The sequence below is a fragment of the Kocuria flava genome (genome assembly GCF_001482365.1).
Taxonomy (GTDB): Bacteria; Actinomycetota; Actinomycetes; order Actinomycetales; family Micrococcaceae; genus Kocuria; species Kocuria flava.
In genome coordinates, this window is sequence record NZ_CP013254.1 from 3307022 (window position 1) to 3323925 (window position 16904).

The 16904-nt window shown below is 74.6% G+C and carries 16 protein-coding genes; 8 read left to right on the forward strand and 8 right to left on the reverse strand.

Annotated elements, in window-relative coordinates:
- Window positions 1-45: 45 nt before the first annotated feature.
- Together AS188_RS14765 and nth are read right to left on the reverse strand one after the other, a co-directional pair.
- Window positions 46-735: an NUDIX hydrolase gene (locus AS188_RS14765; protein WP_083529608.1), complete on the reverse strand. Its 690-nt coding sequence runs from the start codon at window positions 733-735 to the stop codon at window positions 46-48.
- Between the two features lie 62 nt (window positions 736-797).
- On the reverse strand, window positions 798-1673 hold the full coding sequence (gene nth, locus AS188_RS14770) for an endonuclease III (RefSeq protein ID WP_058859478.1): 876 nt from the start codon (window positions 1671-1673) through the stop codon (window positions 798-800).
- A 175-nt stretch (window positions 1674-1848) separates the two neighbouring features.
- Here nth and acs point away from each other — a divergent pair, with 175 nt between their 5' ends.
- Entirely contained in the window at window positions 1849-3798 is a 1950-nt protein-coding gene (gene acs, locus AS188_RS14775) for an acetate--CoA ligase (RefSeq protein WP_147050318.1), read from the forward strand.
- A gap of 88 nt (window positions 3799-3886) precedes the next feature.
- On the forward strand, window positions 3887-4339 hold the full coding sequence (gene aroQ / locus AS188_RS14780) for a type II 3-dehydroquinate dehydratase (RefSeq protein WP_058859480.1): 453 nt from the start codon (window positions 3887-3889) through the stop codon (window positions 4337-4339).
- A 58-nt stretch (window positions 4340-4397) separates the two neighbouring features.
- Here the strand turns inward: aroQ and AS188_RS14785 are convergent, their stop codons facing one another.
- Window positions 4398-5567, reverse strand: coding sequence for a MarP family serine protease (locus AS188_RS14785; RefSeq protein WP_058859481.1), 1170 nt, complete (start codon window positions 5565-5567; stop codon window positions 4398-4400).
- Window positions 5568-5838: 271 nt separating this feature from the next.
- Between AS188_RS14785 and AS188_RS14790 the strand changes: the two genes are divergently transcribed.
- Window positions 5839-6516, forward strand: a complete 678-nt coding sequence (locus AS188_RS14790; protein WP_058859482.1) for a Crp/Fnr family transcriptional regulator — start codon at window positions 5839-5841, stop codon at window positions 6514-6516.
- Window positions 6517-6631: 115 nt separating this feature from the next.
- Here the strand turns inward: AS188_RS14790 and AS188_RS14795 are convergent, their stop codons facing one another.
- From AS188_RS14795 to AS188_RS14805, 3 genes are read right to left on the reverse strand one after another with little or no spacing between them, the layout of a single operon-like run.
- Entirely contained in the window at window positions 6632-7546 is a 915-nt protein-coding gene (locus AS188_RS14795) for an NUDIX hydrolase (RefSeq protein WP_236945001.1), read from the reverse strand.
- Window positions 7530-8024, reverse strand: coding sequence for a RidA family protein (locus tag AS188_RS14800; RefSeq protein WP_058859483.1), 495 nt, complete (start codon window positions 8022-8024; stop codon window positions 7530-7532). The genes AS188_RS14795 and AS188_RS14800 overlap by 17 nt, the downstream gene beginning before the upstream one ends.
- Before the next feature lie 25 nt (window positions 8025-8049).
- A complete protein-coding gene (locus AS188_RS14805; protein ID WP_058859484.1) occupies window positions 8050-8244 on the reverse strand; it encodes a DUF4177 domain-containing protein in 195 nt (64 codons plus the stop codon).
- Between the two features lie 92 nt (window positions 8245-8336).
- Here AS188_RS14805 and AS188_RS14810 point away from each other — a divergent pair, with 92 nt between their 5' ends.
- Together AS188_RS14810 and AS188_RS14815 are read left to right on the forward strand one after the other, a co-directional pair.
- Window positions 8337-10496 carry a transglycosylase domain-containing protein gene (locus AS188_RS14810; RefSeq protein WP_058859485.1) on the forward strand — a complete coding sequence of 720 codons (2160 nt, stop codon included), beginning with the start codon at window positions 8337-8339 and terminating at the stop codon, window positions 10494-10496.
- A complete protein-coding gene (locus AS188_RS14815; RefSeq protein WP_147050316.1) occupies window positions 10497-11426 on the forward strand; it encodes a metallophosphoesterase in 930 nt (309 codons plus the stop codon). It abuts the gene before it with no gap.
- Between the two features lie 39 nt (window positions 11427-11465).
- Here AS188_RS14815 and AS188_RS14820 read toward each other — a convergent pair whose 3' ends face one another.
- Both AS188_RS14820 and AS188_RS17275 read right to left on the reverse strand, forming a co-directional pair.
- Window positions 11466-12062, reverse strand: a complete 597-nt coding sequence (locus tag AS188_RS14820; protein WP_083529489.1) for an RBBP9/YdeN family alpha/beta hydrolase — start codon at window positions 12060-12062, stop codon at window positions 11466-11468.
- The gene (locus tag AS188_RS17275) at window positions 12059-12217 is read right to left on the reverse strand and encodes a hypothetical protein (protein WP_180814649.1); all 159 of its coding nucleotides are present in this window, start codon (window positions 12215-12217) and stop codon (window positions 12059-12061) included. The genes AS188_RS14820 and AS188_RS17275 overlap by 4 nt, the downstream gene beginning before the upstream one ends.
- Before the next feature lie 174 nt (window positions 12218-12391).
- Between AS188_RS17275 and AS188_RS14825 the strand changes: the two genes are divergently transcribed.
- The 3 genes from AS188_RS14825 to AS188_RS14835 all read left to right on the forward strand — a co-directional run bounded on the left by AS188_RS14825 (window position 12392) and on the right by AS188_RS14835 (window position 16903).
- The gene (locus AS188_RS14825) at window positions 12392-15223 is read left to right on the forward strand and encodes an FAD-binding and (Fe-S)-binding domain-containing protein (protein WP_058859487.1); all 2832 of its coding nucleotides are present in this window, start codon (window positions 12392-12394) and stop codon (window positions 15221-15223) included.
- A 96-nt stretch (window positions 15224-15319) separates the two neighbouring features.
- The gene (locus tag AS188_RS14830; RefSeq protein ID WP_058859488.1) at window positions 15320-15766 is read left to right on the forward strand and encodes a MarR family winged helix-turn-helix transcriptional regulator; all 447 of its coding nucleotides are present in this window, start codon (window positions 15320-15322) and stop codon (window positions 15764-15766) included.
- Window positions 15767-15895: 129 nt separating this feature from the next.
- A complete protein-coding gene (locus AS188_RS14835; RefSeq protein ID WP_058859489.1) occupies window positions 15896-16903 on the forward strand; it encodes an NADP-dependent oxidoreductase in 1008 nt (335 codons plus the stop codon).
- Window position 16904 lies beyond the last annotated feature (1 nt).

Here is a 16904-nt window from a genome sequence, read left to right on the forward strand (position 1 = left end):
GGGCCCGGCGCGCCGCCCGGCCGGTGGTGGCGGTGGAGGCCCTGGTCACAGCGGGGCCGGCAGCACCCGCCGGGTGTCCCACGGCACCGCCCAGCCCAGGGCGGTGAGCACCCGGTCCAGGAGCACGCCGGTGAAGCCCCAGACGGTGACCGTGCCGGAGGTGCCCGGCACCGGGACGGTGAACGCCGGCGAGCGGTAGGTCTGCGACCCGCGGGTCACCCCGGCGTAGTGGCGGTTGGCGGGGTCGAGCAGGTCCAGGACCGGCACCCGGAAGACCAGCGAGCTCTCGGCGTGGTCGACCACGTCCACCGGGGAGCTCTCGTGCCACCACGCGAGCACCGGGGTCACGAGGTGGTTGGAGACGGGCAGCGGGACGGGGGCCAGGGCGCCGAGCACCTCCACGCCCCGCGGGTCCAGGCCGGTCTCCTCCTCGGCCTCGCGCAGGGCGGCGCGCACGTGGGCGGCGCTGACCGTCCCGCCGGGCAGGTCCAGGCGCTCCTCCGGGTCGCCGTCCTCCGGGTCCAGGCGCCCGCCCGGGAAGGCCACCTGGCCGGGGTGGGAGCGCAGCGTCGCGGCCCGCTGCACGAGCAGCACGTCGAGGTCGCGGCCCACGCCCTCGGTCCCGCCCCGGGCCCGGGAGGGCAGCTCGTCGAGGGCACCGAAGAGGATGAGCACGGCCGAGCGGCGGTAGTCGGGCTCGATCCGCCCGATCCGCCAGGGCTCCCGGTCCTCCATGGTCAGCAGGTGGCCGCCGCGGGCCACCCGCAGCAGGTCCTGGTAGGCGTCGTGGGCGGGGCTCACGGGGCGAGCTCCCAGCCCTCGGCCCGCAGCTGCGCCCGGGTGCGCCCCGCGAGGTAGCCCTCGAGCAGCGCCTCGCGGCCGGGGGCGAACTCGTACTTCAGCAGCGCGGCCGCCTCGGCCGTGCCCGTGGGGCCCTCCCCGTAGGAGGGGCACAGGTCGGCGACCGGGCAGACCCCGCAGGCCGGGCGGCGGGCGTGGCAGACCCGGCGCCCGTGGTAGACGAGCCGCTGCGAGAGGTCCGTCCAGTCGCGGGGCTCGAACAGCTCCGCGACGTCGCGCTCGACCTTGACCGGGTCCTCCTCCCCGGTCCAGCCGAAGCGGCGGGCGAGCCGGCCGAAGTGGGTGTCGACCGTGAGGCCCGGCACCCCGAAGGCGTTGCCGAGCACCACGTTGGCGGTCTTGCGCCCGACCCCGGGCAGAGTCACCAGGTCTTCCAGCCGGCCGGGGACCTCGCCGTCGAAGTCGTCGACGATGCGCTGGGCGAGGGCGCGGATCGCCCGGGTCTTGGCCCGGTAGAACCCCAGGGGGCGCACGATCTGCTCCACCTGCGCCTCGTCGGCCTCGGCGAGCGCGCGCGGGGTGGGGCAGGCGGCGAACAGCCGGGGCGTGGTGGCGTTGACGCGCACGTCGGTGGTCTGGGCGGAGAGCACCGTGGCCACGAGCAGCTGGTAGGGGTTCTCGAAGTCGAGCTCGGCGACCGCGTAGGGGTAGGCCTCGGCGAGGACCGCGTTGATCCGGCGGGCCCGGCGCTTGCGCGCCAGCGGGGTCTCCGCGGCGCCGGTCCGCCGCCGCCGCGCGGCCCCGGCCCGGGCCCGGGCGGGGTCCACGGCGCGCAGGTGGGCGGGCGGGGGGACGGGGGTCGCGGCGGCCATGCCCCCGATTCTAGGCGGGGTGTGCCGGGCGGCTTCCGTGACCCCGTGCGGCGTGGCCGCTGTGGAAGCGCCCCGGTCCATCGTCTAGGGTGAAAAGCGACATTCTGTGAGCTGCGACACGGAGCCGGGGACCGTTCCGGCCCGTGCGCGGCGCGCCACGACGAAGGGACGCCAGATGGCATCGGAGACCGCTCCTGTCGAGACCACGACCTTTGCCCCCAGCCGCGAGTTCGCCGCGCAGGCCAACGCCGGCGCGGAGCTCTACGAGCAGGCCGAGGCGGAGGGCACCGAATTCTGGGCCCGCCAGGCCCGCGAGCTGCTGACCTGGTCCAAGGACTTCACCGAGGTCCTCGACTGGTCGAACCCCCCGTTCGCGAAGTGGTTCCAGGACGGCACCCTCAACGCCTGCTACAACGCCGTGGACCGCCACGTCGAGGCCGGCAACGGCGACCGGGTCGCCATCCACTTCGAGGGCGAGCCCGGCGACAGCCGCAGCTACACCTACGCCGAGCTCAAGGACGAGGTCTCGAAGGCCGCCAACGCGATGGCGGACCTCGGCGTGGTCAAGGGCGACCGCGTGGCCCTGTACCTGCCGATGATCCCCGAGGCCGTCATCGCGATGCTGGCCTGCGCCCGGATCGGCGCGATCCACTCCGTGGTCTTCGGCGGCTTCTCCGCCGACGCGCTGCGCTCGCGGGTGGAGGACGGGCAGGCGAAGCTGGTCGTCACCGCCGACGGCTCCTTCCGCCGCGGCAAGCCCTCGATGCTCAAGCCCGCCGTCGACGACGCCCTCTCCCGGGGCGGCTCCTCGGTGGAGCACGTGCTCGTGGTGCGCCGCAACGAGGCGGAGGTCGGGATGACCGAGGGCCGCGACGTGTGGTGGCACGACGTCGTCGACGCCGCCTCGACCGAGCACACCCCGTCCGAGCAGGGCGCCGAGGACCCGCTGTTCGTCCTCTACACCTCCGGCACCACCGGCAAGCCCAAGGGCATCATGCACACCACGGGCGGCTACCTCACCCAGGGTGCCTTCACCCACAAGTACGTCTTCGACCTCAAGCCGAAGACGGACGTCTACTGGTGCACCGCGGACGTCGGCTGGGTCACCGGCCACTCCTACGTGGCCTACGCGCCGCTGGTCAACGGCTCGACGCAGGTGATCTACGAGGGCACCCCCGACTCCCCGCACCGCGGCCGGTTCTGGGAGATCGTGCAGAAGTACAAGGTGTCGATCATGTACACCTCCCCCACCGCGATCCGCACCATGATGAAGTGGGGCGAGGAGATCCCGGCCGAGTACGACCTCTCGTCGCTGCGCGTGCTGGGCACCGTGGGCGAGGCCATCAACCCGGAGGCCTGGACCTGGTTCCACCGCGTCATCGGCGGCGGCCGCTGCCCGATCGTGGACACCTGGTGGCAGACCGAGACCGGCGCGATCATGATCTCCCAGCTGCCCGGGGTCACCGTCGCCAAGCCGGGCTCCGCGCAGGTGCCGATGCCCGGGATCAAGGTCGACGTGGTCGACGACGAGGGCAAGCCGCTGGGCAACGAGCAGTCGGGCCTGCTGGTGGTCCGGGAGCCGTGGCCGGCGATGCTGCGCACCATCTGGGGCGACGACGACCGCTACGTGGACACCTACTGGTCCCGCTTCGGCGACATGTACTTCGCCGGGGACGGTGCCAAGCGCGACGCCGACGGCGACGTCTGGATCCTGGGCCGCGTGGACGACGTCATGAACGTCTCGGGCCACCGCCTCTCCACCCCGGAGATCGAGTCGGCGCTGGTCTCCCACTCGTCGGTCGCCGAGGCCGCGGTCGTGGGCGCGACCGACGAGACCACCGGCCAGGCGGTCATCGCGTTCGTCATCCTCTCCGACCAGGCCGAGGCCGAGGGACGGGACAAGGCCGAGCTCGCCGAGGAGATGCGCGCGCACGTGGGCAAGGAGATCTCCCCGATCGCCAAGCCCAAGAAGGTCCTCATCGTCCCCGAGCTGCCCAAGACCCGCTCGGGCAAGATCATGCGCCGCCTGCTCAAGGACGTGGCCGAGGAGCGCGAGGTCGGCGACGTCTCGACCCTCGCCGACCAGACGGTGATGCAGCAGATCGTGGACTCGCTGGCCGAGTAGGCCCCGCGGGACCGCGCGGAGGGCGGGGAACCGGCCGGTTCCCCGCCCTCCGGCGCGTCCGGGGCGGGGCTCTGGCAGGATCGGGGGCATGCGCAGACCCATCTACGTGCTCAACGGCCCCAACCTGAACCTGCTCGGCACTCGCCGCCCGGAGGTCTACGGGACGACGACGCTGGCCGACATCGAGGCCGCCGTGCGCGCCCGGGCGGGCGCCGCCGGGTGGGACGTCGCCTTCCACCAGACCAACCACGAGGGGGTGCTCGTGGACCTGATCCAGGAGGCCCGCACGGCGGGGGCCGCGATCGTGATCAACCCGGCGGCCCTCACCCACTACTCGATCGCCGTCCACGACGCCCTCGAGGCCGCCGAGCTGCCCGTCGTGGAGGTGCACCTGTCCAACGTGCACCGGCGGGAGGCGTTCCGGCACACCTCCTACGTGTCGCTGCAGGCGGACGCCGTCATCGCCGGCGCCGGGGCGCAGGGCTACGAGCTGGCCCTGGACTGGCTGCTGCGCACCCTCGGGGAGCCCGCCGGGACCTGAGCCGCCGGTGTCCGGGCCTCCGCGGGCCGAGCCGGGCGGGCCGGAACGGGCCGCGGGATCAGGCGGCGCAGGTGCCGGGGACCACGGCCTGGGTCCGCCCAGCGGCGGCGTCGAGGGCGGCGCGCAGCTCCCCGAGGGTCAGGGCGTAGCCGACCTGCCCCTCGAGGGCCTTGGCGAAGACGACCCCGGCCACGGTGCCGTCCTGGGCGACGAGCGGCCCGCCGGAGTTGCCCTGCTGGACGTGCCCGGCGACCTGGATGATCTCCATGGTCCCGCCGCCGGCGCCGTCCTGCAGCGGGGCGAGGGCGGTGCCCTGCACCGTGGCGGAGCCGGCGCTGAACGGCCCGCCCAGGGGGTAGCCCATGAACGCGACGAGGTCGCCCGGGGCGGGGTCCTGGCCCAGCGGCAGCGGGCGCACGTCCAGGGTCGGGACGGAGAGCACCGCGAGGTCCGCGGCGGGGTCGTAATGGACGACCGAGGCGGTGTGCACGGTGCCGTCGCGGGTCTGCACGACCGGCTCCTGCACCCCGGCGACCACGTGGGCGTTGGTGACCACCTGGCCCGGCGCGGTGGGGAACCCGGAGCCCGTCTGGTTCTGCCGGCACTCCACGGCGGTGCCGTAGACCTGCACCACGGAGCGGCCCGCCTCCTGGAGGGCGGGGCCGTCCGCGCTCTGCTCGGGGGCCTCCTGGGCGGGGAAGAGCAGGGCGTCGAGCTCCCGGATGCCGGTGGCCCCGTCCACGGCCTCCCGGGCCTCGGTCACCGCCGAGCGCACGGGGCCGGGCGTGTGCTCGTCGATGGCCCGCAGCACGGCGGAGGAGGCGATCTGCTGGGACACGGACGGGATCCCGAGCTGGGCCACGAACGAGGCCAGCAGGGACAGCACGAGGGCGGCCACCGAGACGTCCAGCAGCGCCCCGGCCACCCGATTGAGCGGGCCCAGCCGCATCCGCTCGGTCACGGCCGACAGCGCCCGTCCCACGAGCCCGCCCAGCACCTGCCCGAGCACGAGCAGCACGAGCACCGCGGCCAGCACCGCGCCCACCCGGTACTGCGGGTCGACCTGGGCGCTGACCCACGGGGCCGTGGTGAAGGCCGCCACGGCCCCGACCACGAAGCCGGCCAGGGAGCCGAGGGAGTTGAAGAAGCCCCGGCGGAACCCGAAGACGAGGTAGCCCAAAAGCACGACGGCCAGCAGGACGTCGAGCAGGTTGAGGGTCGGGGACATCGGCTTCCTCCGCGGGAGGGGACGGACGGGACGGGACCCCAGCATAGGGAGCACCTCTGGGAGAACCGTGGACCGTCCCTGCCCCCCGTTCCGGGGGCTGCCCGGCCCGGGTGCCGCGGCGGCCCGCGGGCCCGGTCCTTGGGAATCGTGCGCCGGAGACACTACAGTGAACCGCAGGACAGTCAGGCCGCTCACACTCCCGTGCGGGGCGGCCCCGCCGCACACCTGCCCGCCGGCACCGCCCGGGGCGGGCGAGATCTTGAGGAGAACCATGGACATCGACGTCCTCCGCCGCGCCCCGCTCTTCGCGTCCCTGGACGACCAGGCCTTTTCCGCGCTGACCGAGGAGCTCACCGAGGTCGAGCTCACCCGCGGCTCGACCCTGTTCCACGAGGGCGACCCGGGCGACCAGCTCTACTTCATCGTCTCCGGCAAGATCAAGCTCGGGCGCACCGCGGCCGACGGCCGCGAGAGCCTCGTGGCGATCATGGGCCCGGGCGAGCTGTTCGGCGAGATGGCGCTGTTCGACCCCAGCCCCCGCTCCACCTCCGCGACCGCCGTCTCGGAGACCCGCCTGATGGGGCTCAAGCACGCGAACCTCAAGAAGGTCATCGAGCGCTCCCCCGACGTCTCGGCCCAGCTGCTCCAGGCCCTGGCCCGCCGCCTCCGCCGGACCAACGAGTCCCTGGCCGACCTCGTCTTCTCCGACGTCCCGGGGCGCGTGGCCAAGGCCCTGCTCGACCTCGCGGACCGCTTCGGCCGCCCGGCCACCGACGGCATCCTGGTCGCTCACGAGCTGACCCAGGAGGAGCTGGCCCAGCTGGTCGGCGCCTCCCGCGAGACCGTCAACAAGGCCCTCGCCGAGTTCGTCCAGCGCGGCTGGATCCGCCTCGAGGCCCGGGCCGTGGTGATCCTCGACCTCCAGCGACTCAAGCAGCGCAGCCGCTGACCGAGCGCACCGCAACGGCCCGGCCGTCCCGCGAGGGACGGCCGGGCCGTTCTCGTGCACGGGCCGCTTGCCGCGCCGATGCGGGCGCGCCGGGACCGGCGCGGAGGGGCAGGGCTCAGCCCAGGTCCAGACGCAGGACCGGCCTCCCCCCGTGCTCCTCGAGCACGGGGTTGAGGGTGGCGATCCGCCGTTTCTTCGCCAGGAACGCGATCGCGGAGGAGCACTCGGCCAGCGACTCGAGCGCGACCAGGCTGCCGGGGGCCAGCAGCTCGGCCGGGGGCCGCCCGAGGGTGTCCGGCCGGCCGACGAGGTCGCCCAGCCAGGTGCCGTGCGGGTCCGCCACGGCGCGGGCCGCGTCCACCCACCCGCACCACGTCCCGCGGGAGCCGAGCAGGGACGCCGTCTGGCCGTCGGGGACCACGGCGGTGAAGTAGTGCACGTCGTGGCGGCGGTGCACGAAGTCCGAGCTGACCCAGTGGGCCAGCGGCCGCAGCAGGTCCGAGCGCAGCACGAGCCGGCGCCGGCCGAGGACGTCCGCGAGGGACACGTCCCCCAGGGCGAGGGCCTCCCGGGAGCGCAGCCACTCGGCGCCCTCGACGGACTCGACGGTGCTCATCGGATCGGGGCCGGCCAGCAGCACCCCGACCTCCTCGAAGGCCTTGCGGGCGGCGGCGACGACGGCCCGGCGGGCCCGGCCGACGTCGTCGGTGCCCAGCCGCCGCGTCCACTCCAGGGGCGTGGGCCCGGCCCAGTCGAGGGGGTCGTCGTCGTGGGCCTCGACGGGCCCGCCGGGGAACCCGACGGGGCCCAGCGAGGAGCTGCCGGTGCGGTGGGTGAGCAGGGTCTCGACCCCGTGCTCGCCGTCGCGCACGAACACCACCGCGGCCGCCGGCACGGGGGTGCTGCCGGGGATGCCGGCGCCGCGCTCGAGCCAGGCCCGGGCGGCCTCGCGGTGGCGTTCGGGGACCTCGAAGAAGCGGACGGCGGGCAGCCGCCCGGTGCGCGGCGCGCGCTCAGGCGAGCTCGGCAACCAGTTCCACCTCGACCGGCGCGTCCAGCGGCAGCACGGCCACGCCCACGGCGGAGCGGGCGTGCACGCCGGCGTCGCCGAAGATCCGGCCCAGCAGCTCGGAGGCGCCGTTGACGACCCCGGGCTGGCCGGTGAAGGAGGGGTCGGAGGCCACGAAGCCCACGACCTTGACGATGCGCCGGACCCGGTCCAGGTTCCCGACGGCCTCGCGCAGGGCGGCGACCGCGTTGAGGGCGGCGCGCCCGGCCAGCTCCTGGGCCTGCTCGGGGGACACGGTGCCCGCCGCGCCCGAGGCGCTCACCTTGCCGGTGGCCGGCAGGGCCCCGTCCACGAACGGCAGCTGCCCCGAGGTCCAGGCCCAGGTCCCGGCCACCACGGCCGGCACGTAGGCGGCCACGGGGGCGGCGACGGGGGGCAGCTCGAGGCCGAGCTGGGCGAGACGGGCCTCGACGGCGCCGGTGCGGGGGTCGTTGCTCATGGTCTCCTCCGGGTCGGGGGCGCCGTCAGTTCTTGGGGCGCTTGAAGTAGGCGATCGGGTTGGTCTGCACGGGGGCGGTGACGTTGCCCGCGGGGACGTCGGCGGGGGTCGAGCCGGGCAGCACGGTCACGAGCTCCCAGCCGTCCTCCCCCCAGTTGTCGAGGATCTGCTTGGTGGCGTGGATCATCAGCGGCACGGTGGCGTATTCCCAGGTGGTCATGGCCCCAGCGTAGCCACCCGCGGGCCCGGACGCGGCACGGGTGACGGAGCGCACGGCCCGGGAGGCGGGGGTCCCGCTTGTAGACTGGCCCAATGGCCTCCCGCAAGAACCCTGCCACGCAGGCACCGTCGGCCCTGGGCAACGTCGTGGCGTTCATCGCCACCAGCATCGTTGCCGGCATCGTGGCCGCCGGACTCCTCGTGCCCCCCGCAGCCGCCACGGGTCTCGCCGCCAACGCCTCCATCGGGTGGTTCAAGGACCTCCCCGCCCAGATGGAGGCGGGGCCGATGTCCCGTGCCTCGACGGTGCTGACCCGTGACGGCACCGAGATCGCGACCTTCTACGCGCAGAACCGCACGCCCGTGGAGCTGGAGCAGATCTCCCCGCACATGAAGGACGCGCTGCTGGCCATCGAGGACCGCGACTTCTACGAGCACGGCGGCGTGGACCTCGGCGGCATCGTGCGCGCGCTGGGCAACAACATCGTCAACCCCTCGGCCCGCCAGGGCGCCTCGACGATCACGCAGCAGTACGTGAACAACCTGATCATCGACTCGCAGGTGCGCGCCGGCGAGGAGGCCACGACGATCGGCGGGGACAAGGGCTACGCCGACAAGATCAAGGAGATCAAGCTGGCCCTGTCCATGGAGCAGGAGCTGTCCAAGGACGAGATCCTCGAGGGCTACCTGAACATGGTGCTCTTCGGCGGGCAGAACTACGGCGTCGAGGCCGCCGCACAGTACTTCTGGGGCATCCCCGCCTCCGACCTGAGCATCTCCCAGTCCGCGGTGCTCGCGGGCATGGTGCAGTCCCCCAACTACTACGACCCCGCCGTGAACCCGGAGGCCGCCGAGGAGCGGCGCAACGTCGTGCTCGACACGATGCTGCTGACCGGGGCGATCACGGAGCAGGAGCACGCCGCGGCGGTCGCCGAGCCGATCCGGCTGGACCTGCACCCCACGAACTCCGGCTGCACCGCCGCGGAGGTCGCCCCCTACTTCTGCGACTACGTGCAGAACACCGTGCTGCAGAGCTCCGCCTTCGGCGACACGCCCGAGGAGCGGCTCAAGACCCTGCAGCTGGGCGGGCTCGAGATCACCACCACCCTGGACCTCGAGGCCCAGCGCAAGGCCGAGGAGGAGGTCAACCGCACGCAGCCGCGCGACGACAACCCCGACGGGGTCTCGACCGCGCTGGTCTCCCTCGAGCCCTCCAACGGCGACATCGTGGCGATGGCCCAGAACACCTACTACTCCACGGCCGAGGGCGACTCGAACACGACCTACAACTTCAACGTGGACTCGTGGATGGGCGGGGCCGGCGGCTTCCAGGTCGGCTCGACCTACAAGCCCCTGACCCTCGCCGCGTGGATCGACGCCGGCAACGGCGTCAAGGACGAGATCGACGCCTCCCAGACGAAGTGGCCGGCCGACCACCGCTGGCGCGCCTCCTGCCTGGAGAACGGGTACAAGATCGAGCCCGGCGACAACGGCGGGGGCTTCGAGATCCAGAACGCCTCCCCCGGCTACGAGCGGAGGATGCCCGTGGACTACGGGCTGTACAACTCCATCAACACCGCGATCTACGCGATGGCCGAGGAGATGGACCTGTGCAACATCGGGAAGATCTCCGAGTCCCTGGGCATCGTCAGCGGCAAGACCGGCGAGCCGGTGGACACCACGGTCCTGTCCTCGCTGCTGGGCGGCTCCGTGGACATCTCCCCCATGACCATGGCCCGGGCCTACTCGGCCTTCGCCAACCGCGGCGTGATGTGCGAGCCGCGCGCCCTGGAGAAGGTCACGGACTACACCGGCAAGGTCTACGACATCCCCGAGACCTCGTGCGAGCGGGTGATCAGCGAGGACGTGGCCGACGGCGTGAACTACACCCTCGAGCAGGTGTTGGTGCGCGGCTCCGGCTACAAGCGCGGCATCGACCTGCCCGGGGCCTCGGCGGCCAAGACGGGCACGACCGACAACTCCACCCAGACGTGGATGCTCGGCTACACCCGCGGCCTGGCCACCGCCTCGTGGGTGGGCAACTACGAGCTCGGCTCCCGCTCCCTCAACGACCTGAACATCGGCGGACGCACCGGCGGCTCCGACACCGACTGGGTCGACGGCTCGACCTACGCCGGTGAGCAGTGGCAGCGCTTCATGCGGGAGATCGCCCCGGACTACGACACCGACGACTTCGCGAAGCCCTCGGAGGACGTGCTCGAGGGTGAGAACGGCACCACGGAGATCGGCTAGGTGGCCGCCGCGGACCGGCCCGGCACCCCCGGCCGGGTGCCCGGACCGCTGCGCGCCGCCGCGGCCCTGGCCGGGGCCGGGCTCGCCGCGGGCGCGGGACTGGGCGCGTGGGGCGTCGTCGTCGAGCGCCGCCGCTTCCAGCTGCGCACCGAGCACCTGCGGCTGCTGCCGCCGGGCAGCGCCCCGCTGCGGATCCTGCACCTGTCCGACCTGCACGTGTGGCCCGGCCAGCGCGCGGTGCGCGAGTTCGTGCACTCGCTGGCCGCGCTGCGCCCGGACCTCGTGGTGGACACCGGCGACAACCTCTCCCACCCGGAGGCGCTGCCGGCGCTGCTGGAGATCCTCGAGCCGCTGCTGGCGTTCCGGGGCGCCTACGTGCCCGGATCGAACTGCTACTTCGGTCCGCGGCCGAAGAACCCCTTCCGCTACTTGTGGCGGGACACCTCCGGGGAGGGCCGCGACGAGGCCCCGCGGCTGCCCACCGGGGCCATGCACGCGGCCTTCGACGCCGCGGGGTGGACCCCCCTGATCAACCGGGCCGCGCGCCTGGAGGTCGCCGGGCACGTGCTGGACCTCTCCGGGGTGGACGACCCGCACCTGGGCTACGACCGTCACCCCGGCTTCCTGGACACCCCCGGGGCCGCGCTGCGCCTGGGCGTCGCCCACGCCCCGTACCTGCGCACCCTCGACCGGTTCGCGGCCGACGGCGCCGACCTCGTGCTCGCCGGCCACACCCACGGCGGGCAGGTCTGCCTGCCGGGCGGGCGGGCGCTCGTGAGCAACTGCGACCTCGAGCCCCGCCGCTGCAAGGGCCTGATCACCCAGGGCGGGGTCCCGGTCAACGTCTCGGCCGGCCTGGGCACCTCCCGCTTCGCCCCGATCCGGCTGTTCTGCCCGCCGGAGGCCGTCCTGCTCACGCTCACCGACTGAGTCCCGCGGGCACCGCGCGCCCCCGCGCACCGGGTCGGGTCAGGCGCCCGCCCCGCCGCGCGGACGCGGGACCAGGGCCTCGAGCACGGCGGGCAGCCGGAGCACCCCGTCCTCGGCGCAGAAGTGCCCCGCCCCCGGGACCACCTGCAGCCGGGCGCCCAGCCGCGCGGCGAGCTCCTCGGTGGCCGCCGCCGGGACGGTGGGGTCGTCGTCGGAGCGCAGGACAAGTCGGCGGCGGGTGCTCGCGCGCACGGCCGTGAGGTCGGTGTCCCCGGCAAGGAAGCCGTCCAGCAGCGGCACGGCCGCGAGCCGGCCCGTGAACCCCGCCACGAGCACGAGCCCGCCCAGCTCCCAGGGCCGCGGCAGCCGGGCGAGGTGGCGCAGCACGGTGACGCACCCGAGGCTGTGGGCCACCACGTGCGTGTGCGCGTCGACCGCGCCGACGGCCCGGCCCACCGCTTCCTGCCACGCCCCCGCCTCGGGGTACGAGGGCTCCGGCAGCTCGGCCGGGACCGTGCGGACGCCGTCGGCCTCCAGCCGCTCGCACAGCCAGGGGAACCAGTGGCTGCCGGGGGCGGCGTCGTAGCCGTGCACGACGACGACCCGCCGCACCTCCGGCTCCGCGGACCCGCTCACGCGCTGATCTCGGGCACCGCCACGATGATCCGGTGGTTGGTGCGCTCGCACAGGTACATCTCCACGGTGCCCTCGGGCACGGGCCCGCCCTCGGGCCACTGGTCCTCCGGCAGCCGGCGCAGCGTGCCGCCGCAGGACGGGCAGATGGGGTCCATGGTCTTCCTCCTCGCTTCGGCGCGGGCCCCGGCGTCCCCGGGCCCGTCCCGCCAGCATCCCGCAGATCCGCGCCCGTCACCATCCCCGCCCGGCCCCACCCCGCGACCGTGTGGTCATACCATAGGATGTGACCTGCGCCGCTCCGGCCAGACCCGTCCACCCGAGGAGGACCCATGACCGCTCCCGCCGCGCCGCGCCCGCACGAGGCGCTCCTTGAGGACCTGCGCACCCGTTGCGGGCGCACGGTGGTGGTCGACTCCGAGCTCGAGCACCGGGCCCTGGCCCACGACGCCTCCCACTACCTGCTCCAGCCGTCCGCGGTGGTCCGCCCGGGCACGGCCGAGGACGTCGCCGCGGTGCTGCGCACGGTCGCCCGGCACGGGGCGGGACTGACCTTCCGCTCCGGCGGGACGTCGCTGTCCGGGCAGGCGGTCACCGACCAGGTCCTCGTGGACGTGCGCCGGAACTTCCGGGCGGTCGAGGTCCTCGACGGCGGCCGGCGGGTGCGCGTGCAGCCGGGGGCGACCGTGCGCCAGGTCAACGCCCGCCTCGCCCCGCACGGGCGCCGGCTGGGGCCCGACCCCGCGAGCGAGAGCGCGTGCACGATCGGCGGGGTCGTGGCCAACAACTCCTCCGGCATGGCCTGCGGCACCGAGGCCAACACCTACCGCACCCTCGAGTCGATGGTCCTCGTGCTGGCCTCGGGCACCACGGTGGACACCGGCGCCGCCGACGCCGACCGGCGGCTGCGCGCCCTGGAGCCGGAGCTGCACGAGGGGCTGCTGCGGCTGCGCGACCGGGTGCGGGCGGACCCGGCCTCGGTGCGCACGATCGAGCAGCAGTTCGCCATGAAGAACACGATGGGCTACGGCCTGAACTCCTTCCTGGACCACGACGAGCCGGTGCGCATCCTCGAGCACCTGGTGATCGGCAGCGAGGGCACCCTGGGCTTCGTGGCGGAGGCGACCTTCCGCACCGTGGAGATCCTCCCCCACGTCTCGACCGGTCTGCTGGTCTTCCCGGACCTCTCCGCCGCGACCCGGTCGGTGCCGCAGCTCGTGGCGGCCGGCTCGGCCACGGTCGAGCTGCTGGACGCGACGTCCCTGCGGGTCTCCCAGCGCACCGGCACCGCGCCCGCCCGGATCCGGGACCTCGCCGTGGCCGGGCACGCGGCGCTGCTCGTGGAGTACCAGGGCCGCACCCGCGAGGAGGAGCAGGAGCGCTCCGCGGCCGCCGCCGGGGTCTTCCGCGGGCTCGAGCTCGCCGCCCCCGCCGAGCTCACCGACGACCCGGCGGAGCGGGCCGCGCTGTGGACCGTGCGCAAGGGCCTCTACACCGCCGTGGCCGGCAACCGCCCCTCCGGGGCCAACGCGCTGCTCGAGGACGTCGTCGTCCCCGTGCCCGCCCTGGGCGAGACCTGCGAGCAGCTCACGGAGCTGTTCGCCGCCCACGGCTACCGCGACTCGGTGATCTTCGGCCACGCCAAGGACGGCAACGTCCACTTCATGCTCAACGAGCAGTTCGGGGACCCCGCGCAGCTGGCCCGCTACGAGCGCTTCACCGAGGAGATGGTCGCCCTCGTCCTGGGCCACCGCGGGTCCCTGAAGGCCGAGCACGGCACGGGCCGGAACATGGCGCCCTTCGTGCGCCGCCAGTACGGCGACGAGCTCTACGACGTGATGGTGGCCCTCAAGCGCCTGGCCGACCCCCGGGGCGTGCTCAACCCCGGGGTGCTGCTCAACGAGGACCCCACCGTCCACGTGCGCGACCTCAAGACAGCCCCGGCCGTCGAGGAGGAGGTCGACCGGTGCGTGGAGTGCGGCTACTGCGAGCCGGTCTGCCCCTCGAAGGACCTGACCCTCACCCCGCGCCAGCGCATCGTGGGCCGCCGCGAGATCGCCGCGGCCGAGGCGCGCGGGGACGGGGCGCTCGCCGCGCGCCTGCGGGCCGAGTACGACTACGAGGGCCTGCAGACCTGCGCCGTGGACGGGATGTGCGTGACCGCCTGCCCCGTGCTGATCAACACGGGCGACCTCGTGCGCCGGCTGCGCGCCGAGGACCCGCACCCGGTCGCGGACGCGGGCTGGGGCCTCGCGGCCCGGGCGTGGGGGGCGACGACGACGGGGGCCGGGCTCGGGCTGACCGCCGCGAAGGCGCTGCCCCCGGCGCTGCCGCGGGCCGCCACGACCGCGGCGCGGGCCGTGCTGGGCGCCGAGCACGTGCCCCAATACAAGGACGCGCTGCCGGCCGGCGGCCCCGCGCGTCCGCGGCGCCACGACGAGCAGGCCGAGGCGGTGTTCTTCCCGGCGTGCATCAACACGATGTTCGGCCCCGCCGAGCCCGGCGGGCGCACCGCCTCCCAGGCGTTCCTCGCCCTGTGCGACCGGGCCGGTGTGCACGTCACCGTGCCCGAGGACATCGGCAGCCTGTGCTGCGGCACCCCGTGGAAGTCCAAGGGGCTGCGGACCGGCTACGCCACGATGTCCGAGCGGACGCTGGCGGCCCTGTGGGAGGCCTCCCGGCACGGGCGGCTGCCGGTGGTCTGCGACGCCGCCTCCTGCACGGAGGGCCTCGAGACCATGCGGGAGCTGGCCGCGGCCTCGCCGGCCCACCGCGGGCTGCGGTTCGTGGACGCGGTCGAGTTCACCGCCGAGCGCCTGCTCGGGCGCCTGCCCGTGACCCGGCCGGTCGGGTCGATGGCCCTGCACCCCACGTGCTCGAGCACCCACCTCGGGATCACCGGCGCCCTCGAGACCATCGCGCGGGCGATCAGCGACGACGTCGTCGTGCCCGTGGACTGGGGCTGCTGCGCCTACGCCGGGGACCGCGGGATGCTCCACCCGGAGTTCACCGCCTCGGCCACCGCCGCCGAGGCCCGGGAGGTGACCTCCCGCCGCTTCGACGCCTACGCCTCCCTGAACCGCACGTGCGAGCAGGGCCTGACGGAGGCCACCGGCCACCCCTACCGCCACGTCCTGGAGCACCTCGAGGAGGCGACCCGCTGAGCGCCCCGGGCCGGTGCGGGGCGCTCCGCAGCACCGGCCCGGGTCCGGGCAGCGCCCCACCGATTCAGGTTGTGCACAACCGGATTGCGTGCCACCATGGTTGACGTGCCCGCAGACCTCCGCCTCGACGCCCAGCTGTGCTTCGCCCTGCACGCGGCCTCGCGCGCCACGACGGCGGCCTACCGCGCCCCGCTGGCCGAGCTCGGCCTGACCTACCCGCAGTACCTCGTGCTGCTGGCCCTGTGGGAGGAGGACGGCCAGAGCGTCTCCGCCCTCGGGACCCGCCTGCGCCTGGACAGCGGCACCCTCTCCCCGCTGCTCAAGCGGATGGAGTCCGCCGGGCTGCTCGAGCGCCGCCGCGGCCACGCCGACGAGCGCCGGGTCACCGTCCACCTCACGGCGACCGGCGCCGGGCTGCACGAGCGCGCCCCGGCGGTCCAGCGCCGGGTGCTCGAGGCCTCCGGACTGGACCCGCAGGAGATGGCCGAGCTGCACCGGCTCGCCCGGAAGGTCGCCGCCGGCCCGGCGGCCGGCACCGGCTGAGCCGCGGCTGCCCCACGGCGGGCCCCGGCCGGGCCGCGCCGGCCCCCACCGCTTCCCGCCCCACCCCGACGTCCCGCCGGAACGACCGTCGGCACGACCCCTTCTCCACCGACCCGATCGGAGCACCGCATGAGCCAGAGCACCACCACCCGCCGCATCGTCCTGGCCTCCCGCCCGCAGGGCGCCCCCGCGCCCGGGAACTTCCGCCTCGAGGAGGCCGAGCTGCCGGCCCCGGAACCCGGGCAGGTCCTGGTCGCCAACCGCTGGATGTCCGTGGACCCGTACATGCGGGGCCGGATGAACGACGCGAAGTCCTACGTCCCGCCGTTCCGGGTGGACCACCCGCTCGACGGCGGCGCCGTGGGCGAGGTCATCGCCTCGGCCGCCCCGGAGGTGCCGGTGGGCACCACGGTGCTGCACGGGTCGGGCTGGCGCGAGCACGCCCTGCTCGAGGCCTCCGCGGTGACCCCGGTGGACCCGGACGCCGCACCGGCCTCCGCCTACCTGGGGGTGCTCGGGATGCCCGGGCTCACCGCCTACGCGGGGCTGCTGGGCGCGGCCCGCTTCACCCCCGGGGACACGGTCTTCGTCTCGGGGGCCGCCGGGGCCGTGGGCTCGCTCGTCGGACAGATCGCCCGGCTCTCCGGCGCCGCCCGGGTGATCGGCAGCGCCGGCTCCCCGGAGAAGGTCGCCCGCCTGCTCGAGCTCGGCTTCGACGCGGCCTTCGACTACCACGACGGCCCGGTGGTCGAGCAGCTGAGGGCGGCCGCCCCCGAGGGCATCGACGTCTACTTCGACAACGTGGGCGGCGAGCACCTCGAGGCCGCGATCTCCGTGCTGAACACCCGCGGCCGGGTGTGCCTGTGCGGGGCGATCGCCCAGTACAACGCGACCGAGCCGCCGGCGGCACCGCGCAACCTGGCGCTGGCGATCGGCAAGATGCTGACCCTGCAGGGCTTCCTGGTCGGCGGCTGGCAGGACATGGCCCCGGAGTTCCGGGAGCGGATGACCGGCTGGCTGGCCGCGGGCGAGATCCGCTGGGACCAGACGGTGCGCGAGGGCCTCGAGAACGCCCCGCAGGCGTTCATCGACCTGCTCGAGGGCGCCAACACCGGCAAGATGGTCGTCGCGCTCTGAG

What these genes read in the sequence shown, in the direction of transcription:
- AS188_RS14835 (WP_058859489.1), top strand. Translation starts at nt 15,896, where the DNA reads ATGAGCCAGAGCACCACCACCCGCCGCATCGTCCTGGCCTCCCGCCCG.
- aroQ (WP_058859480.1), top strand. Translation starts at nt 3,887, where the DNA reads ATGCGCAGACCCATCTACGTGCTCAACGGCCCCAACCTGAACCTGCTC.
- acs (WP_147050318.1), top strand. Translation starts at nt 1,849, where the DNA reads ATGGCATCGGAGACCGCTCCTGTCGAGACCACGACCTTTGCCCCCAGC.
- AS188_RS14790 (WP_058859482.1), top strand. Translation starts at nt 5,839, where the DNA reads ATGGACATCGACGTCCTCCGCCGCGCCCCGCTCTTCGCGTCCCTGGAC.
- AS188_RS14800 (WP_058859483.1), bottom strand. Translation starts at nt 8,024, where the DNA reads ATGAGCAACGACCCCCGCACCGGCGCCGTCGAGGCCCGTCTCGCCCAG.
- AS188_RS14805 (WP_058859484.1), bottom strand. Translation starts at nt 8,244, where the DNA reads ATGACCACCTGGGAATACGCCACCGTGCCGCTGATGATCCACGCCACC.
- AS188_RS14825 (WP_058859487.1), top strand. Translation starts at nt 12,392, where the DNA reads ATGACCGCTCCCGCCGCGCCGCGCCCGCACGAGGCGCTCCTTGAGGAC.
- AS188_RS14830 (WP_058859488.1), top strand. Translation starts at nt 15,320, where the DNA reads ATGGTTGACGTGCCCGCAGACCTCCGCCTCGACGCCCAGCTGTGCTTC.
- AS188_RS17275 (WP_180814649.1), bottom strand. Translation starts at nt 12,217, where the DNA reads ATGGACCCCATCTGCCCGTCCTGCGGCGGCACGCTGCGCCGGCTGCCG.
- AS188_RS14765 (WP_083529608.1), bottom strand. Translation starts at nt 735, where the DNA reads ATGGAGGACCGGGAGCCCTGGCGGATCGGGCGGATCGAGCCCGACTAC.
- AS188_RS14785 (WP_058859481.1), bottom strand. Translation starts at nt 5,567, where the DNA reads ATGTCCCCGACCCTCAACCTGCTCGACGTCCTGCTGGCCGTCGTGCTT.
- AS188_RS14810 (WP_058859485.1), top strand. Translation starts at nt 8,337, where the DNA reads ATGGCCTCCCGCAAGAACCCTGCCACGCAGGCACCGTCGGCCCTGGGC.
- nth (WP_058859478.1), bottom strand. Translation starts at nt 1,673, where the DNA reads ATGGCCGCCGCGACCCCCGTCCCCCCGCCCGCCCACCTGCGCGCCGTG.